Consider the following 18,826-nt stretch of genomic DNA (forward strand, 5'->3'; position numbering starts at 1 on the left):
GACCTCAGTAAGAGGCCGGTGGGAGTCAGAGGGGATTAAGCGTAGGTGTCGATCAGGGTGCCAAGCATTTCATCCGAAGCCTTGGCGACTTTGGCGCCGAGCTCCACTTGGAATTTGCCTTGGGCCATTTCGACCATGTTGCTGGCCGAGTTGGACGGCTGGGCGCGGTCGTTGGCTTGCAGACGGTCGCTTTGCGCATCCGAGGGCTGGGTCGTCGCAGCGCTGGCGATTTTGCCGGCGGCCTGGTCGACACGGTTCTGCCCGGTCTGAATGCTGCTCAGGCCCGAATAAAACGCGCTGCTTCCAGAGATTTCCATGGCGTAAGCCTGCCTTTAGAGAATCGTGAACCGTGATTGAAGCAGAGTTGCCCGCAAAACGCCCGTCAAAAACACTAATGGCATAATGCCTTAGCGATAGCCAAAATCAGTCAAGAAGGTCCAGCTGTAAGTATTCCGCCACTGCTTCAGCCCCCGCCTGCTTGAGTTTCGGCACACGGCCCAGACAGGGCGCAGGCAGCCGTTCGGCCAGGGTGGCGAGGTTTTCTTCCAGACGGGAGGTCTTGGGGTCGATGATATTCGCCACCCACCCGGCCAGCTGCAAACCGTCACGGGCGATGGCTTCGGCGGTGAGCAAGGCATGGCTGATGCAACCCAGGCGAACGCCCACCACCAGGATCACCGGCAGCTTGAGCGCCATGGCCAAATCCGACAGGTTCGCCTGATCGGCCAGAGGCACCCGCCAACCGCCTGCGCCTTCGATCAAGGTGAAATCCGCTTCGCGCGCCAGAATCTGCTGCATGGGCTTGAGCAACGATTGCACGGTCAGAGAGACGCCCGCCTCCCGCGCCGCCAAATGCGGCGCGATGGCCGGTTCGAACGCCACCGGGTTGACCTCGGCATACGTCAGGGCCAACGAACATTCGGCCAACAACGCCAGTGCATCGGCGTTGCGCAAGCCTTTGGGCGTGACCTGGCAACCGGAAGCCACGGGTTTGCCGGCGGCGGTGCTTCTGCCGGCTTGTCGTGCGGCGTGCAACAGGCCGGCGGCGACAGTGGTCTTGCCGACGTCAGTGTCGGTGCCGGTGATGAAGTAGGCGGCGCTCATAGAGGTTTCTCCAGTACGGCATACACCACTTGGTAAGTCGCCGGCAGGCCTTGGGCCTGACGGAACCGCTCATACGCCTGCACCAGTGCAACAATCCGCGCGCGCCCCGTCAACCCTCCCGGCCGGCCGGGGTTGAGGTTGTGCGCGCCCAGGGCTTTCAATTCATGGGTGAGGCTGCGCACGTCCGGGTAATGCAGCACATGGGGGCGGCGCTCCAGACTCACCACCCGCAAGCCGCTGGCCGCACACAGATGTTGATAAGCCTCGAACGTACGGAAGCGGTTGACGTGAACCAAGCCATCCGCCGCGCGCCAGCTTTCGCGCAGCTCTTCCAGCGTACCCACGCACAGGCTGGCAAAAGCGAGCGTGCCACCCGGTTGCAGCACGCGGTAGGCCTCGCTGAGCACCGCCTCAAAGTTTGCACACCACTGCACCGCGAGGGAGGAGAAGATCAGCGCCACGCTGCCAGCGTTAAGCGGCAAGCGCTCGGCATCGCCAGCGACGAAGTGCTGCGCCCCCCCCAGCGGACGCGCGTGATTGAGCATGCCTTCGGCGATGTCCAGTGCAATGCCTTGGCTGGCGGGCAAACGTTCGGCCAGCACGCGGCTGAAATAACCGGTGCCGCAGCCCATGTCCAGCCAGCGTTGCGGCGCAATGTCAGCCGGCAAGCGTGCCAGCAATTGGCTGCCCACTGCGCGCTGCAACTCGGCAACGCTGTCGTAACTGGCGGCTGCACGGGAAAACGACGCCGCCACCTGGCGTTTGTCGGGCAAGGCACCCGGCAGCGGGGCGTGGGATAAATCAGTCATCGACGCACTCATGCAAAAAAGCCTGGATGCCCCCCGCAACACCGTGGGGGTCTTCCAGAAGAAAAGCGTGGCCAGCCTGTTCAATCAGGCCGACTTCAACATCGGGCAGCAACGCCAGCAGGTCGCTGGCGGCTTCGGCAGGCACCAATCCGTCCAGCCCGGCGAACAGGTGCAACTGCGGGCCGCGATAAGCCAGCAAGGCTTCGCGGGTGTCGAGTTGGGCGAGCAGTTCGAGGCCGGGCATCAGCACACTGGAAGGCGTATTCGGCGCGCCACTGACCAGCAAGCGCGATAACCCACGCGGGTCTTCGGCGCCCTTGGCGCACAGCAGACCGAAGCGCTTGAGGGTCACTTGGGAGTCGGCGTGGCAACCGGCGAGAAACGCATCGAAAGTCTCGGCGGGCATCGCACTCGGCCAACCTTCATGGGCGACAAAACACGGGTTGCTCGCCAGCGTCAGCAAGCCGCAGCAACGTTCTCCCCGCCGCGCCGCCAGCTCCGAAGCCAGCATGCCACCCAGCGACCAACCGCCCAGCCAGGCGTTATCCGGCAGCGTGGCGTCGAGTTCGTCGAGCCATTCTTCTAGGTCGCTGGAATCCAGTGCGGGCAAGGGCTCGATCTGCACCTGCAGGTGTTCATCCAGGCCTTGCAACGCGGCGGCCAACGGCTCCAGCGGTGATACACCGAGGCCCCAACCCGGCAGCAATATCAGTCGATCACGCATGGTCGGGCTCCGTGGCGCCTAACAAGCGGAAACATTCTTCCAATGCGTTTAACAATAGCTGCACCTGCGCCGCGCTGTGGGCCGCCGTCAAGGTCACGCGCAAACGCGCGCTGCCGGCCGGCACGGTGGGTGGGCGAATGGCGGTGACCATCAGGCCGCGCTCGCGCAACATCTGCGACAGACGCATGGCATTGGCGCTGTCACCGATCAGGATCGGCTGGATCGGCGTGAAGCTGTCCATCAGGTCCAGACCGAGCTGCTCTGCACCCTGACGGAACTGGCGGATCAGGCCGTTGAGGTGCTCGCGTCGCCAATGTTCGGTGCGCAGCAGCTCCAGGCTTTTCAAGGTGGCGCAGGCCAGGGCCGGCGGTTGGCTGGTGGTGTAGATGTACGGGCGCGCGAACTGGATCAGGCTTTCGATCAGCTCTTCACTGCCCGCCACAAAAGCGCCGGCCGTGCCGAACGCCTTGCCAAGGGTGCCAACCAGTACCGGCACGTCCTCCTGGCTCAGGCCGAAGTGCTCGACGATACCGCCGCCGTTGGCACCCAATGGGCCGAAACCATGGGCATCATCCACCATCAACCAGGCGCCCTTGGCCTTGGTTCCACGGGCCAGCGCGGGCAGGTCGGCCAGGTCGCCGTCCATGCTGAACACGCCATCGGTGACCACCAGGGTATTGCCGGTGGCTTTCTCCAGGCGCTTGGCCAGGCTTGCGGCGTCGTTATGCAGGTAGCGATTGAAACGCGCACCCGATAACAGGCCCGCATCCAGCAACGAGGCATGGTTGAGCCGGTCTTCCAGCACCGTATCGCCCTGCCCCACCAACGCCGTGACCGCACCGAGATTGGCCATGTAGCCGGTGGTAAACAGCAGCGCACGCGGGCGGCCGGTGAGGTCGGCCAGCGCTTCTTCCAGCTCATGGTGCGGCGTCGCATGCCCGACCACCAAGTGCGAAGCACCGCCGCCCACGCCCCAGCGGGACGCACCGGCGCGCCAGGCTTCAATCACTTGTGGGTGATTGGCCAGGCCCAGGTAATCGTTATTGCAGAACGCCAGCAGCGGCTTGCCGTCCACCACCACTTCCGGGCCTTGGGGGCTGTCGAGCAGCGGGCGCTGGCGATAAAGGTGTTCGGCACGGCGGGCAGCGAGGCGCGCGGCGAGATCGAAAGACATCTCTCACACCACAGCGTTATAGAACTGCTCGCTGCTCTTCTGCTCCACCAACGCCTGCTCGATCGCCGCCTGATGCACTTCATCCGCGTGTTCTTCACGGGCTTCCGGGAGGATGCCCAGGCGCGAGAACAGTTGCATGTCCTTGTCGGCCTGCGGGTTGGCGGTGGTCAGCAGTTTGTCGCCGTAGAAAATCGAGTTGGCGCCGGCGAAGAACGCCAGGGCCTGCATCTGCTCGTTCATTGCTTCGCGACCGGCCGACAGGCGTACATGGGACTGCGGCATCAGGATACGCGCCACGGCGAGCATGCGGATGAAGTCGAATGGGTCGATGTCTTCGGCGTTTTCCAGCGGCGTACCGGCCACTTTCACCAACATGTTGATCGGCACCGATTCCGGATGCTCTGGCAGGTTGGCCAGTTGGATCAGCAAATTGGCGCGGTCGTCGAGGGACTCGCCCATGCCGAGGATGCCACCGGAGCAGATCTTCATCCCCGAATCCCGCACGTACGCCAGGGTTTGCAGGCGCTCGCTATAGGTGCGGGTGGTGATGATGCTGCCGTAAAACTCGGGCGACGTATCCAGGTTGTGGTTGTAATAGTCCAGGCCCGCCTGGGCCAGGGCTTCGGTCTGGTCCTGATCGAGGCGGCCAAGGGTCATGCAGGTTTCCAGGCCCATGGCCTTCACGCCTTTGACCATCTGCAGCACGTAGGGCATGTCTTTAGCCGACGGGTGCTTCCAGGCGGCGCCCATGCAGAAACGGGTCGAGCCGATGGCTTTGGCGCGGGCAGCCTCTTCGAGGACCTTCTGCACTTCCATCAGCTTCTCTTTTTCCAGGCCAGTGTTGTAGTGGCCCGACTGCGGACAATATTTGCAATCTTCCGGGCAGGCACCGGTCTTGATCGACAGCAGCGTCGACACCTGCACACGGTTGGCGTCGAAATGCGCGCGGTGCACGGTCTGCGCCTGGAACAGCAGGTCATTGAACGGCTGTACGAACAGTGCCTTGACTTCGGCGAGGGACCAATCGTGACGCAAAGTGGCGGTGGTGCTGGCGCTCATGGGCGATTCCTTGATTATGCTTTGGCAAGCGCTGCGGGAAGGGCAATACCCACAGGCACGACACGGATGCTCGGCATATTTAAGGAAGATTCATGCACTGTCAACCAGACCACAAACACCAGGTTTACATCTGGTCAAAAAACACACAAACCTGTTTGATCTGCGATGAGGCCACGCAATCAGCAGACTCTGTGTGCAACGTCTGCGAAACCGAGCTGCCGTGGCTGATAGAACACTGCAACCTGTGCGCCCTGCCCTTGCCGATGGAGGGCTTGATCTGCGGCCAATGCCAGAAACATCCGCCGGCCTTTAAACAGGTGATCGCGCCCTGGACCTACAGCTTTCCGGTCGACAGCCTGATCAGCCGCTTCAAGCACCAAGCGCGCTGGCCCCTGGGGCAGATGCTGGCGCGGCTGTTGGCCCAGCACCTGCAACATCGCTTCGACAACACCGGACTCACACGCCCCGACTGCCTGCTGCCGGTACCCATGGCCCGCAAGCGCCTGCGTGAACGCGGCTATAACCAGGCCTTGATGCTGGCGCGCTGGCTCAGCCACGACTTGCACTTCCCCTACGATGAACACCTGTTGTTACGCCCCCATGAAACCGTCGCCCAACAAGCCCTTGATGCCAAGACCCGCCAACGCAACCTGCTCGGCGCTTTCGCCCTGGCGCCCAATGCACAGGTGCCAGGCCGTCACTTTGCACTGGTGGACGACGTACTCACCACCGGCGCCACCGCCCACAGCCTGGCGCGATTGTTGATGAATGCCGGCGCACGACAAGTCGATGTGTACTGTGTGGCCCGCACGCCCAAACCGGGCAGTTGACTTGACTCCGGCCACCCTTGCCCGCAACGTTCGGCTTATTCCATCGAAGCGTATGCCCATGTCTCTGCCAACGTCCCTCAGCCAACACATCATCCGCCGTCCCCAGCGCATTGCCTTACTGGCGCATATCGCTGAGCAGGGCTCCATCACCCGCGCGGCAAAGAGCGCGGGCTTGAGCTACAAGGCGGCGTGGGATGCCATCGACGAGTTGAACAACCTGGCGCAAAAACCGCTGGTGGAACGCAGCGTCGGCGGCAAGGGCGGCGGCGGCGCCAAGTTGACGGCAGAAGGCGAGCGCGTGCTGCGTCTTTACCAGCGCCTGCAAGTGGTGCAGGCCGAAGTGTTGGGCTCGGACGAAGCCGCCAGCGATTTCAACCTGCTCGGCCGCTTGATGCTGCGCACCAGCGCACGTAACCAACTGCATGGTCAGGTCGTCGCCATTGAGCAGCATGGCCGCAATGATCTGATCCGCCTGCAACTGGCCGGCGGGCTGACCCTGGCTGCGCAGATCACCCACGACAGCACCCAGCGACTGGAGCTGGAAACCGGCGTGGAAGTGGTCGCACTGATAAAGGCCGGCTGGCTGGAGTTGCTGGCACCCGAGGCCTTCGCAACAACTGGACACAATTGCATGAGCGGCATCGTCGACGCCATTCTCGACGCCGAAGACGGGCCCAGCGAAGTGCGTGTCACCCTGCCCAGCGGCCAGGTTTTGTGCGCCCTGGCGCAGCCCGCCACGCTCAAGGCGCTGCGCGTGACCGAAGGCAAAGCGATCCAGGTTCAATTTGCGCCGAGCAATGTGCTGCTCGGCACGCCGGTGTAAGCGGCCCGCTATTTAAACTGCAACAATTTCGTCACGCCCGCTCCTTATGGTGTCTGCAAAAACCGCAGGGAGCCTGAGATGAGCCTATTAGAAGAAAACCAAGCCACCGACCTTGAGCAGATGGTCGGCCTCACCCGCCGCCGCTTCATCGGCGCCGGTGCCCTGTGCGGTGCCGCGATGTTCCTGGGTGGCAACCTGCTGAGCCGCAGCGCTCTCGCCGTCAACGCCGCCAGCGCCAGCCCGTTGCTGGGCTTCACCAGCATCGCCGCCGCCACCAGCGACGCCATCACCTTGCCGCCGGGCTACAGCGCGTCGGTGCTGATCAGTTGGGGCCAGCCGCTGAGCAAGAACGCGCCGGCCTTCGACCCGTCCGGCAACGGCACGGCCAAGGCCCAGGAACAGCAGTTCGGCGACAACAACGACGGCATGAGCCTGTTTGCCTTCCCCGGTGACGACAACCGCGCGCTGATGGCGATCAACAACGAATACACCAACTATCGCTACCTCTTCGCCCACGGTGGCGCGCCGCAATCGGCCGAAGACGTGCACAAGGCCCAGGCCAGCGAAGGCGTGTCGGTGATCGAAGTGCGGCGCAAGGGCGACACCTGGCAGTTCGTGCAGGACTCGCGCTACAACCGCCGCATCCACGGCAACTCGCCGATCCGCCTCAGTGGCCCCGCTGCCGGCCACGACTGGCTGAAAACCAGCGCCGACAAATCCGGCAAAAAAGCCCTGGGCACCTTCCAGAACTGCGCCAACGGCAAGACGCCATGGGGCACTTATCTGACGTGTGAAGAGAACTTCACCGACTGCTTCGGCAGCAGCAACCCACAACAAACCTTCGATGCCGGGCAGAAACGTTATGGCGTGGTCGCCGCCAGCAAAGACATCAACTGGCACCAGCACGACCCACGTTTCGATATGGCCAAGAACCCCAACGAACTCAACCGCCACGGTTGGGTGGTGGAAATCGACCCGTTCGACCCGCAATCCACCCCGGCCAAACGGACCGCACTGGGCCGCTTCAAGCACGAAAACGCTGCCCTCGCGGAAACCCGCGACGGCCGCGCCGTGGTGTACATGGGCGACGATGAGCGCGGCGAGTTCATCTACAAGTTCGTCAGCCGCGACAAGATCAACCACAAGAACCCCAAGGCCAACAAAGACCTGCTTGATCACGGCACCTTGTATGTGGCGATTTTCGACGCAGGCGATGGCAACGCCGACCACCCCAACGGCAAGGGCCAATGGGTCGAGTTGACCCACGGCAAAAACGGCATCGACGCCAGCACCGGCTTCGCCAGCCAGGCCGAAGTGCTGATCCACGCGCGCCTGGCCGCCAGTGTGGTGAAAGCCACGCGCATGGACCGCCCGGAATGGATCGTGGTCAGCCCCACCGACGGCCAGGTCTATTGCACCCTGACCAACAACGCCAAGCGCGGTGAAGAGGGCCAGCCGGTGGGCGGCCCCAACCCGCGTGAGAAAAACGTTTACGGCCAGATCCTGCGCTGGAAGGCCGACGCCGATAACCACGGCGCCACCGAATTCACCTGGGACCTGTTCGTGGTGGCCGGCAACCCTGGCGTGCACGCCGGCACGCCGAAGGGTGGCTCGTCGAACATCAACCCGCAGAACATGTTCAACAGCCCGGACGGGTTGGGCTTCGACAAGGCCGGGCGATTGTGGATCCTGACGGATGGGGACTACAGCAACGCAGGTGACTTCGCCGGTATGGGCAACAACCAGATGTTGTGTGCAGACCCGTCTACCGGAGAAATCCGCCGCTTCATGGTCGGACCGGTGGCCTGTGAAGTGACGGGCATCAGCTTCTCGCCGGATCAGAAGACGCTGTTTGTGGGGATCCAGCATCCAGGCGAAACCGGTGGTTCGACTTGGCCGGAGCATCTGCCGAATGGCAAGCCGCGCTCGTCGGTGATGGCGATTCGGCGGGATGACGGCGGTATCGTCGGCGCCTGATAGGCGCCTCATCGCAGGCAAGCCAGCTCGCACAGTTGACCGCATTCTCATGTAGGAACTCGGTCAACTGTGGGAGCGGGCTTGCCCGCGATAGCAATGGCACAGACACCCCCCATCCCAAGCCGGGTGCGTTACCATACCCGGCCGGACGCGGCGCCCTGCTGCGCGCAGGAGTTCGCATGGCCCACCCGTTTGAAACACTCACGCCCGACCTGGTGCTCGACGCTGTCGAAAGCATCGGTTTCCTCAGCGATGCTCGCGTTCTGGCGCTCAATAGCTACGAAAACCGCGTCTATCAAGTGGGCATTGAAGACTCGGAACCGCTGATCGCCAAGTTCTATCGGCCGCAGCGTTGGACCAACGAGGCGATCCTCGAAGAGCACCGCTTCACCTTCGAACTGGCCGAATGCGAAGTGCCGGTGGTCGCGCCACTGATCCACAACGGCGAAAGCCTGTTCGAACACGCCGGTTTCCGCTTTACCCTGTTCCCCCGCCGTGGCGGCCGTGCGCCAGAGCCAGGCAATCTCGATCAGCTGTATCGCCTGGGGCAATTGCTCGGCCGTTTGCATGCGGTGGGCTCCACCCGCCCGTTCGAACACCGCGAAGCCTTGGGCGTGAAGAACTTCGGTCACGACTCACTCACCACCTTGCTTGAAGGCAATTTCATCCCTAAGAGCCTGCTGCCGGCCTACGAGTCGGTGGCCCGCGACCTGCTCAAGCGCGTGGAAGAGGTGTACAAAGCCACCCCGCACAAGAACATCCGCATGCACGGCGATTGCCACCCCGGCAACATGATGTGCCGCGACGAGATGTTCCATATCGTCGACCTGGACGACTGCCGCATGGGCCCGGCGGTGCAGGACCTGTGGATGATGCTCGCCGGAGATCGTCAGGAATGTCTGGGACAGTTGTCAGAACTGATGGACGGCTACCAGGAATTCCATGACTTCGACCCGCGTGAACTGGCGCTGATCGAACCCCTGCGCGCCTTGCGTCTGATGCACTACAGCGCCTGGCTGGCACGGCGTTGGGACGACCCGGCGTTCCCCCACAGCTTCCCGTGGTTTGGCAGCGAGCGTTATTGGGGCGATCAGGTGTTGGCACTGCGCGAACAATTGGCCGCCTTGAATGAAGAACCGTTGAAGCTGTTTTGACGGACAAATATCCTTACAATCGCGCTTTGTTAGCTGCCTAAGCAAGGATTCTGCAATGCAAGCCGCCAACCCCCGCAAGGGGTACATCCTGGGCCTGAGCGCCTACGTCATCTGGGGTCTGTTCCCACTCTACTTCAAAGCCATCGCCAGCGTGCCCGCCGCCGAGATCATCGTGCACCGCGTGTTGTGGTCGGCGTTGTTCGGCGGTTTGCTGTTGATGGTGTGGAAGCATCCCGGCTGGTTCCGCGAGTTGCGCGACAACCCCAAGCGCCTGGCGATCCTGGCCCTCAGTGGTTCGCTGATCGCGGGTAACTGGCTGACGTATGTGTGGTCGGTGAACACCGGGCGCATGCTGGAAGCGAGCCTGGGTTACTACATCAACCCATTGGTGAACGTGGTGTTGGGCATGCTGATCCTGGGTGAACGCCTGCGCCGCTTGCAGTGGGTCGCCGTCGGGCTGGCGGCCGTGGGTGTGGCGCAACAGGTGTGGCAGGTCGGCAGCTTGCCATGGGTGTCGCTGGTGCTGGCGTTGACCTTCGGTTTCTACGGGCTGATTCGCAAGCAGGCGCCGGTCAAGGCGCTGCCGGGGCTGGTGGTGGAAACCTGGATGCTGGTGCCGATTGCAGTTGCCTGGCTGCTGTTCAACCCGACCGCCCATAGCGCGCAGATGGCGTTCTGGAGTACGTCCGAAGCCTGGTGGCTGGTGGCGGCCGGCCCGGTGACGCTGATCCCGCTGGTGTGTTTCAACGCCGCCGCACGGCATTTGCCCTACACCGCGTTGGGCTTTTTGCAGTACGTCGCGCCGACCCTGGTATTGCTCGAAGCCGTGCTGCTGTTCGGCGAACACTTGGCACCGAGCACGCTGACGGCCTTTGCCTTCATCTGGGCGGGCCTGGTGGTGTACAGCGTGGATATCTGGCTCAGCGCGCGCAAACGCTGATCAAATAACGTACAAACCTCTGCAAGCCACAGCGGGCGTGCCTTGCAGACATCCACCCCAAGGTTATCCACAACCTGATCCCCGCCATTTGTGCACAAGCTTTTGAATTTGCTCGTTTTTTGCTCAATCAACGAAGAGCCCCGGCCGGTGTGGGCTGGCGAGGGGTCTCTACAGGTTATCCACAGGCCCATGCAAGATTTCCATGCATAACCCTGTGGGCAGATTATTCCTCGTGATTTATTCCTCGTGGTGCAGTTCCACCATCAAGTCATCGGCCAGGGTTTCCAGGGACAGCTGCAAGGTGTCCAGGGATAACGCGGCTGGCACCTGCAACAGCGCCTCGGCGGTAAACAACGGGTCGCCGCTCATGGGCGCGGGGCGCACATCGGTGCTCAGGCTCTCCAGGTTCACGCCCTGCTTGCTCAGCAGCGCGGTGATCTCGCGCACAATGCCCGCACGGTCATTGCCCACCAGCGTCATCATGATCGATTTGGACGCCGAGGCCTGCCCGCTGCTGCCCTCGCCCACCAGCACGCGAATGCCATGTGTGGATAAGTCCTCCAGCGCCCCGACCAACGCCTGACGGTGCTCTGCAGGCACGCTGACCCGCAGGATCCCGGCAAACTGCCCGGCCATGTGCGCCATGCGGCTTTCCAGCCAGTTGCCACCGTGGGCGGCGATGTTCTGCGCGATGCGCTCGACCAGGCCGGGTTTGTCGGCAGCAATAATTGTGAGTACAAGATGGTCCATGGCAACGCCCTCTGGAATTCAATCTACAAGGTGGACCCGAAGGCCCCCGATAACAAATCGTGTACCATTTTTATATTTATCTGGAACAATCCAATAGTTTTTTGAGAACATCCGGTTCTCCGCTGTGACCGTACGACCAAAGTGGGTCGCTAAACGACGTATTTAGTCTAATTTTCACAACCGCAAGTCATCATGTAGTATGCGCAACCTGGCACTACATAATGAAAATCTAAAAAGCGCTTAAGCTGTGCAGAGTGAGGCAAGCAATGACTGAACACGTTCAAGTCGGTGGCCTGCAGGTCGCCAAAGTCCTGTTCGACTTCGTGAACAACGAAGCCATTCCCGGCACCGGCATTACTGCCGACCAGTTCTGGGCCGGTGCCGACAAGGTCATCCATGACCTGGCCCCGAAGAACAAAGCCCTACTCGCCAAACGCGACGATTTCCAAGCGCGGATCGATACCTGGCACCAGACTCATGCCAGCCAGGCGCACGACCCGGTGGCCTACAAAGCCTTCCTGCAAGATATCGGATACCTGCTGCCAGAAGCCGCGGATTTCCAGGCCACGACCCAAAACGTCGATGACGAGATCGCCCGCATGGCCGGCCCGCAGCTGGTAGTGCCGGTGATGAACGCCCGCTTCGCCCTCAACGCCTCGAATGCGCGCTGGGGCTCGCTGTACGACGCGCTGTATGGCACCGACGCCATCAGCGAAGCCGACGGCGCCGAAAAGGGCCAGGGCTACAACAAAGTGCGTGGCGACAAGGTCATTGCCTTCGCCCGCGCCTTCCTCGATGAGGCCGCACCGCTCAGCGCCGGCAGCCACGTCGATTCGACCGGCTACAAGATCGTCGACGGCACGCTGATCGTCAGCCTCAAGGGCGGCAGCAACAGCGGCCTGCGCGACGACGCACAGTTGATCGGTTTCCAGGGCCCTGCGGCCGAGCCGATTGCGATCCTGCTGAAACACAACGGCCTGCACTTCGAAATCCAGATCGACGCCAGCACCCCGGTCGGCCAGACCGATGCCGCCGGCGTCAAAGACGTGCTGATGGAAGCCGCGCTGACCACCATCATGGACTGTGAAGACTCCGTCGCCGCCGTCGATGCCGATGACAAAGTGGTGATCTACCGCAACTGGCTAGGCCTGATGAAGGGCGACCTCGCCGAAGAAGTGGCCAAGGGCGGCAAGACCTTTACTCGCACCATGAACGCCGACCGCGTTTATACCGGCGTGGATGGCCAGGACGTGACGCTGCACGGTCGCTCGCTATTGTTCGTGCGCAACGTGGGTCACCTGATGACCATCGATGCGATCCTCGACAAAGACGGCAACGAAGTGCCGGAAGGCATCCTCGACGGCCTGGTCACCAGCCTCGCCGCGACCCACAGCCTCAACGGCAACAACAGCCGCAAGAACAGCCGCACCGGTTCGGTGTACATCGTTAAGCCGAAGATGCACGGCCCGGAAGAAGCCGCGTTCACCAACGAGCTGTTCGGCCGTATCGAAGACGTGCTGAACCTGCCGCGCAACACGCTGAAAGTCGGGATCATGGACGAGGAGCGCCGTACCACGGTCAATCTCAAGGCCTGCATCAAGGCCGCCAGCGAGCGCGTGGTGTTTATCAACACCGGCTTCCTTGACCGTACCGGCGACGAGATCCACACCTCCATGGAAGCCGGCGCGATGGTGCGCAAGGCAGCAATGAAGGCGGAAAAATGGATCGGCGCCTATGAAAACTGGAACGTGGACATCGGTTTGAGCACCGGCCTGCAAGGTCGCGCGCAGATCGGTAAAGGCATGTGGGCCATGCCCGACCTGATGGCGGCGATGCTCGAACAGAAAATCGCCCACCCACTGGCCGGCGCCAACACCGCCTGGGTGCCGTCGCCAACGGCGGCTGCGCTGCACGCGTTGCACTACCACAAGGTCGATGTGTTCGCCCGCCAGGCCGAGTTGGCCAAGCGCGAGCGTGCGTCGGTGGACGACATCCTGACCATTCCTCTGGCCAGCAACACCGATTGGTCCGACGAAGAAATCCGCAACGAACTGGACAACAACGCCCAAGGCATCCTCGGTTATGTCGTCCGCTGGATCGACCAGGGCGTCGGTTGCTCGAAAGTGCCGGACATCAACGATGTGGGCCTGATGGAAGACCGCGCCACCCTGCGCATCTCCAGCCAGCACATCGCCAACTGGCTGCGCCACGGCATCGTCAACGAAGCCCAGGTGATGGAAAGCCTCAAGCGCATGGCGCCGGTGGTGGACCGTCAGAACGCTGGGGACAAGCTGTACCGTCCACTGGCACCGGATTTCGACAGCAACATCGCGTTCCAGGCGGCGGTGGAGTTGGTGATTGAAGGGACGAAGCAGCCGAATGGCTATACCGAGCCGGTGTTGCACCGTCGGCGTCGGGAGTTCAAGGCCAAGAACGGCCTGTAAATGAAAAAGCCCTGATCACACGATCAGGGCTTTTTTTATGCACCGGCGTTTTACTGCGCCATCCCCAACTCCCGCTTCACCATCTTCGCCAACTTCACGCTATCGATCGGCTTGAGCAAAAAATCCACCACGCTCAAGTGCATCGCATCGATCACATCCGGCGCTTCGGCATCCCCCGACATGATGATGATCGGCAGCGCGGCCCGCGTGGACTCACGCACTTGTCGGATCAGTTCCAGGCCATTGCTGGGCGCCATGCGCAGGTCGGTGATCAGCAAACCGATGGAGCTGCTCGACTTCAACAAATCCCACGCCGCCTCACCACTGTCGGCGGTCATGCAGCGAATACCGTCCAGCCCCAGGATTTCCGCCAGCAACTCGCGTGCGTCCTTGTCGTCGTCGACGATCAACACGCGTTGTGGCGGTAAATCAGGCTCCAGCATCACGGCGCTCAGCGCCTCGCGCTCGGCATCACTCAAAATATCGTGGTCGGACATACGGTTCTCAGCAGTTCTCATCAATCTCCCAGCACACTCGTCAGACATCTGCGGAAGGGCGTTCAATGTGCACTTCGTCGGAAAGTTTGCCTAGTGGGCGTTCTACGGGTTTTGGACGATAGTCATGTAAGGTTTTTCCCTAGGTGTGTGCCGTTTGTATCGACCTAGACTTACGTCCAATGGGCACCCGCTGCGCAGGAGTCGACCATGAGGGACGATAACGACAAAAAAACTGCGGTCATTGTTATGAGTAAAGCTGATGCCTTCGCCCAGGCGGGGAAAACTGCTGTGTTGCAAAATATCCACGGCACCCTGCAGTTCCTGCAACGCTTCCCGCCGTTCAACCAGATGGAAAACGCCCACTTGGCGTTTTTGGTGGAACAGTGCCAGTTACGCTTCTATGGCCCCGGCGACAGCATCCTCAAACCGTCGGGCGGGCCAGTCGAGCACTTTTATATCGTCAAGCAGGGCCGGGTGGTCGGTGAACGACCGGACAGCGCCGAAACCACGTTTGAAATCACCACTGGGGAATGCTTCCCCCTGGCCGCGTTGCTGGGCGAACGGGCGACGCGCACCGAGCACAAGGCCGCCGAAGACACCTTTTGCCTGCAACTGAACAAACCGGCGTTCATCAAGCTGTTTGCACTCTCCAGCCCGTTTCGCGATTTTGCCCTGCGTGGCGTCAGCAGCCTGTTGGACCAGGTCAATCAGCAGGTGCAGCAAAAAGCCGTGGAAACCCTCGGCACTCAGTACTCCCTGAACACGCGGCTCGGTGAATTGGCCATGCGCCACCCCGTCACGTGCAGCCCCGCCACGCCGCTGCGCGAAGCCGTCACGCTGATGCATGAGCAACAGGTCGGCAGCATCGTGATCGTCGATGAACACAAGGCGCCCCTGGGGATTTTCACCCTGCGCGACCTACGCCAGGTGGTGGCCGATGGCACCAGCGATTTCAGCCAGGCCATCGAAGGGCATATGACCCAGGCGCCGTTCTTCCTGACGCCGGACCACAGCGCCTTCGACGCCGCGATCGCCATGACCGAGCGGCATATTGCCCACGTCTGCCTGGTCAAGGATCAGCGCCTGTGCGGCGTGGTGTCCGAGCGCGATCTGTTTTCCCTGCAACGGGTGGACCTGGTGCACCTGGCGCGCACCATCCGCAATGCGCCGAGGGTGGACAACCTGGTGGCGATTCGCGGCGAGATCGGCCAGTTGGTCGAACGCATGCTGGCCCATGGTGCCTCGTCCACCCAGATCACCCACATCATTACGCTGCTCAACGATCACACCGTGTGCCGGGTGATCGAACTGACCCTGGCCGAAAAAGGCGACCCCGGCGTGCCCTTCAGTTGGTTGTGCTTTGGCAGCGAAGGCCGCCGCGAGCAGACGCTGTACACCGATCAGGACAACGGCATCCTGTTTGACGCCAAGGACGCGGCCGAAGCCGCGGCGATCCGAGGCCGGTTGTTGCCGCTGGCGCAGCAGATCAACCAGAGCCTGGCGCTGTGCGGGTTCAGCCTGTGCAAAGGCAACATCATGGCCGGCAACCCGGAGCTGTGCCTGTCGCGGGCGGAATGGGCGCGACGGTTTGCGGCGTTTATCCGCGAGGCCACGCCAGAGAATCTGCTGGGCTCCAGCATCTATTTCGACCTGCGTGTGGTGTGGGGCGATGAACGTGGCTGCGAGCAATTGCGCCAAGGCATTCTCGACCAGGTGGCGGACAACCGCTTGTTCCAACGCATGCTGGCCGAAAACGCGTTGCGCCAGCGTCCGCCCGTAGGACGTTTCCGCGAATTTGTACTCACGCGTAAAGGCGGCGAAAAAGCCACGCTCGACCTCAAGGTGCAGGGCCTGACCCCTTTTGTCGACGGCGCACGCCTGTTGGCCCTGGCCAATGGTATCCACGCCAACAACACCCTGGAGCGCCTGCGCCAGTTAGTGGTCAAGGAGGTGATTGAGCCCCTGGATGGCGCTGCGTATGAAGAGGCCTACCACTTTATCCAGCAGACCCGCATGCAACAGCACCAACTGCAAACCCGCGAGAATCAGCCGTATTCCAACCGTGTCGACCCGGACAGCCTCAATCATCTGGACCGGCGCATCCTGCGTGAATCCCTGCGCCAAGCCCAGCGCCTGCAAAGCAGCCTGACATTGCGGTATCAGCTGTGAGCTTGTTCAACTGGCTGCGTAAGAAAACGCCGGGGCTCGACAGCGCGCAACAGCAGCGCCTGGCGCAACTGCGCAAACCCACGCCCCTGGGCAACGTCACCCTGCGCAACCAGCGCTGGGTGGTGGTGGACCTGGAAACCAGCGGCCTCAACCTTAACCGTGACCAGGTGCTGTCGATTGGCGCGGTGGTGATCGAAGATGGCGCGGTGGATTTCTCGCAACTGTTCGAACGCACGCTGCAACGGACTGAAACCAAACTCAGCCCCAGCGTGTTGATCCACGGCCTCGGCCCCAGTGCGATTGCCGCCGGCAGCGATCCGGTCGACGCGTTACTGGACTTCATGGACTTTGTGGGCGACAGCCCATTGCTGGCCTTCCATGCGCCATTCGATCAACACATGCTGTGCCGGGCGCTCAAGGACAGCCTGGCTTATCGCCTGGCCCATCCGTTTCTCGATGTTGCAGACATCGCCCCGATGGTGTGCCCGGATGCACACATCCGCGAAGCCGGATTGGACGACTGGATCAGCCACTTCCATCTGCACGTAGGCGAGCGCCATCACGCCAGCGCCGACGCGCTGGCCACGGCGGAGCTGATGCTGATCCTGTTCAGCCGCGCGCGCCAGCAACACATCGACACGCCACAGGCGCTGCAAGAGCGTTTGAGCCAATGGAAACGGCGTCAACACGCGCCATCGTTTTAATGTCATCTCCCGACAGACGCCAATTGCGCCCACTCCACGGCTCTGACACAATCGCGAATAATTCTCGTTAGTTTAAACATCGCGTTTACCAGGTGATGCCTTGTCGTCAATCCAGAACCCACACAGTGAGCTTGTTGGCGCGTTGTATCGCGACCATCGTGGCTGGCTGTTGGCCTGGCTTCGACGCAACGTGGCCTGCCCAAGCCGTGCCGAAGACCTGAGCCAGGACACCTTCATGCGCCTGCTCGGCCGTGATGAGTTGCGCGAACCCCGCGAACCAAGGGCGTTCCTGGTGGCAATCGCCAAGGGCTTGCTGTTCGACTACTTCCGTCGCGCGGCCCTGGAACAGGCGTACCTCACCGAACTGATGCTGATCCCGGAAAGCGAACACCCGTCGCCGGAAGAACAGCAACTGATCCTCGAAGACCTCAAGGCCATCGACCGCCTGCTCGGCAAGCTGTCGAGCAAGGCCCGCGCCGCCTTCCTCTATAACCGGCTCGACGGCATGGGCCACGCCGAAATCGCCCAGCGCCTCGGCGTGTCGGTGCCCCGCGTGCGCCAGTACCTGGCCCAGGGCATTCGCCAGTGCTACATCGCGCTGTATGGCGAGCCGCTGTGACGGTGATCAGCTCCAAACCCGTCTCTGCCCGCGTGCTGGATGCGGCGATTGCGTGGCAGCTGTCTCTCGATTCGGGCGACGGCAGCGTAATTGAGCGTGAAGAATTCGATAAATGGCTGGCCAGCGATGAAGAACACGCCCGCGCCTGGCGCCAGTTGGGCATGCTCGACCAGCGTTTCAGTGTGGCCTCAGGCCCGGCGCGGGCGGCGTTGCTGCAATCGCGTGAAGGCATTCGCCAGCGCGTGCGCAAGCTGGGCAGTGGCCTTGCCAGCATCGCGCTGGTGATTGGCCTGGCGCTGTTTGCCGGTGAACGCTATGTGCCGATCCACTATTGGCTGGCCGACCAACGCACCGCCACCGGCGAGCAGCGCACGCTGAAGCTGGCGGACGGCACGCTGATCAACCTCAACACCCACAGCGCTATCGACGTACGTTTTGATGAAAAACGCCGGCTGATCGTGTTGCAGGAAGGCGAAATCCTGGTCGAGACCGGCCACAACGACGCACGTCCATTCTATGTGCAAACCCGCGACGGCAGCCTGCGGGCGCTGGGTACGCGGTTTATCGTCAAGCGCGAAGACGACGCCACGCGCTTGAGCGTGCTGCAATCGGCCGTGGCCGCCCAGCCCGAAGCGCTGAATCAGGAACAGATCTTCAAGGAAGGCCAGCAAGTGCTGATGCGCAGCGACGGCCTCGGCCCTGCGCTTGCCGTCACCCCCGCCACCGACGCCTGGACCCGCGGCATGCTGGTGGTCGACAACGCGCGCCTGGGCGATGTGGTTGCGGAACTCAGTCGTTACCGCACCGGTTACCTGGGCGTGGATAAAAACGTCGCTGACCTGCGCATCACCGGCAGCTTCCCGCTGCACGACACCACACTGGCGCTCAACGCGCTGCTGCCGACGCTGCCGGTGCAGATCGAGCAGCACACGCCGTGGTGGGTGACCGTGACCGGCAAGGCACCCGCGGCCAAATAAAAAATATTTTCATCCTGCCCTATCACTTTTCGATTCTCGCTCGGCACCTAGGCAATTGCGAAATATTTCCAT

General features: G+C 62.1%; 18 protein-coding genes. 10 read left to right on the plus strand and 8 right to left on the minus strand.

The annotated features are described in order from the left end of the window. Positions 1-35: 35 nt before the first annotated feature. From ACP7BX_RS06705 to bioB, 6 genes are all read right to left on the minus strand, one after another. The gene (locus ACP7BX_RS06705) at positions 36-317 is read right to left on the minus strand and encodes a hypothetical protein (protein ID WP_016977847.1); all 282 of its coding nucleotides are present in this window, start codon (positions 315-317) and stop codon (positions 36-38) included. 106 nt (positions 318-423) lie between these two features. Then, entirely contained in the window at positions 424-1,104 is a 681-nt protein-coding gene (gene bioD / locus ACP7BX_RS06710) for a dethiobiotin synthase (RefSeq protein ID WP_314530406.1), read from the minus strand. Then, positions 1,101-1,913 carry a malonyl-ACP O-methyltransferase BioC gene (gene bioC, locus ACP7BX_RS06715; protein ID WP_426130580.1) on the minus strand — a complete coding sequence of 271 codons (813 nt, stop codon included), beginning with the start codon at positions 1,911-1,913 and terminating at the stop codon, positions 1,101-1,103. The genes bioD and bioC overlap by 4 nt, the downstream gene beginning before the upstream one ends. Continuing rightward, positions 1,906-2,637 (minus strand): alpha/beta fold hydrolase, encoded by a 732-nt coding sequence (locus ACP7BX_RS06720; protein ID WP_426130582.1) that lies wholly within the window; start codon positions 2,635-2,637, stop codon positions 1,906-1,908. The genes bioC and ACP7BX_RS06720 overlap by 8 nt, the downstream gene beginning before the upstream one ends. Next, complete coding sequence (bioF, locus tag ACP7BX_RS06725; RefSeq protein WP_426130584.1) at positions 2,630-3,811, minus strand: 8-amino-7-oxononanoate synthase; 1,182 nt, start codon at positions 3,809-3,811, stop codon at positions 2,630-2,632. The genes ACP7BX_RS06720 and bioF overlap by 8 nt, the downstream gene beginning before the upstream one ends. A 3-nt stretch (positions 3,812-3,814) precedes the next feature. Beyond that, positions 3,815-4,870: a biotin synthase BioB gene (gene bioB, locus ACP7BX_RS06730; protein ID WP_016977842.1), complete on the minus strand. Its 1,056-nt coding sequence runs from the start codon at positions 4,868-4,870 to the stop codon at positions 3,815-3,817. A 92-nt stretch (positions 4,871-4,962) separates the two neighbouring features. Between bioB and ACP7BX_RS06735 the strand changes: the two genes are divergently transcribed. From ACP7BX_RS06735 to rarD, 5 genes are all read left to right on the plus strand, one after another. Further along, positions 4,963-5,700: a ComF family protein gene (locus ACP7BX_RS06735; RefSeq protein ID WP_426130586.1), complete on the plus strand. Its 738-nt coding sequence runs from the start codon at positions 4,963-4,965 to the stop codon at positions 5,698-5,700. A gap of 58 nt (positions 5,701-5,758) precedes the next feature. Then, entirely contained in the window at positions 5,759-6,523 is a 765-nt protein-coding gene (locus ACP7BX_RS06740) for a TOBE domain-containing protein (RefSeq protein ID WP_426130588.1), read from the plus strand. A 78-nt stretch (positions 6,524-6,601) separates the two neighbouring features. Further along, complete coding sequence (locus ACP7BX_RS06745) at positions 6,602-8,500, plus strand: PhoX family protein (protein WP_426130590.1); 1,899 nt, start codon at positions 6,602-6,604, stop codon at positions 8,498-8,500. Between the two features lie 179 nt (positions 8,501-8,679). Next, positions 8,680-9,654: a serine/threonine protein kinase gene (locus ACP7BX_RS06750; RefSeq protein ID WP_016977838.1), complete on the plus strand. Its 975-nt coding sequence runs from the start codon at positions 8,680-8,682 to the stop codon at positions 9,652-9,654. A gap of 55 nt (positions 9,655-9,709) precedes the next feature. Further along, positions 9,710-10,594, plus strand: coding sequence for an EamA family transporter RarD (rarD, locus tag ACP7BX_RS06755; protein WP_010207032.1), 885 nt, complete (start codon positions 9,710-9,712; stop codon positions 10,592-10,594). Between the two features lie 237 nt (positions 10,595-10,831). Here rarD and ACP7BX_RS06760 read toward each other — a convergent pair whose 3' ends face one another. After that, positions 10,832-11,344, minus strand: a complete 513-nt coding sequence (locus ACP7BX_RS06760; protein ID WP_426130593.1) for a glycine cleavage system protein R — start codon at positions 11,342-11,344, stop codon at positions 10,832-10,834. A gap of 266 nt (positions 11,345-11,610) precedes the next feature. On the opposite strand from ACP7BX_RS06760, the gene ACP7BX_RS06765 reads away from it, so the two are divergent. Then, a complete protein-coding gene (locus tag ACP7BX_RS06765) occupies positions 11,611-13,788 on the plus strand; it encodes a malate synthase G (RefSeq protein ID WP_426130595.1) in 2,178 nt (725 codons plus the stop codon). Positions 13,789-13,838: 50 nt separating this feature from the next. Here the strand turns inward: ACP7BX_RS06765 and ACP7BX_RS06770 are convergent, their stop codons facing one another. After that, on the minus strand, positions 13,839-14,285 hold the full coding sequence (locus ACP7BX_RS06770) for a response regulator (protein WP_025857000.1): 447 nt from the start codon (positions 14,283-14,285) through the stop codon (positions 13,839-13,841). 246 nt (positions 14,286-14,531) lie between these two features. Between ACP7BX_RS06770 and ACP7BX_RS06775 the strand changes: the two genes are divergently transcribed. The 4 genes from ACP7BX_RS06775 (at position 14,532) to ACP7BX_RS06790 (ending at position 18,754) form a co-directional block, all read left to right on the plus strand. After that, positions 14,532-16,454, plus strand: a complete 1,923-nt coding sequence (locus tag ACP7BX_RS06775; protein WP_269132184.1) for a putative nucleotidyltransferase substrate binding domain-containing protein — start codon at positions 14,532-14,534, stop codon at positions 16,452-16,454. Beyond that, positions 16,451-17,158, plus strand: coding sequence for a 3'-5' exonuclease (locus ACP7BX_RS06780; protein ID WP_426130597.1), 708 nt, complete (start codon positions 16,451-16,453; stop codon positions 17,156-17,158). The genes ACP7BX_RS06775 and ACP7BX_RS06780 overlap by 4 nt, the downstream gene beginning before the upstream one ends. 100 nt (positions 17,159-17,258) lie before the next feature. After that, positions 17,259-17,777, plus strand: coding sequence for an RNA polymerase sigma factor (locus ACP7BX_RS06785; protein ID WP_016977831.1), 519 nt, complete (start codon positions 17,259-17,261; stop codon positions 17,775-17,777). Next, positions 17,774-18,754 (plus strand): FecR domain-containing protein, encoded by a 981-nt coding sequence (locus ACP7BX_RS06790; protein ID WP_426130599.1) that lies wholly within the window; start codon positions 17,774-17,776, stop codon positions 18,752-18,754. Before ACP7BX_RS06785 ends, ACP7BX_RS06790 begins: the two co-directional genes overlap by 4 nt. Positions 18,755-18,826: the final 72 nt, after the last annotated feature.

Source organism: Pseudomonas sp. DWP3-1-3b3 (genome assembly GCF_049896305.1).
GTDB lineage: Bacteria > Pseudomonadota > Gammaproteobacteria > Pseudomonadales > Pseudomonadaceae > Aquipseudomonas > Aquipseudomonas azotoformans_A.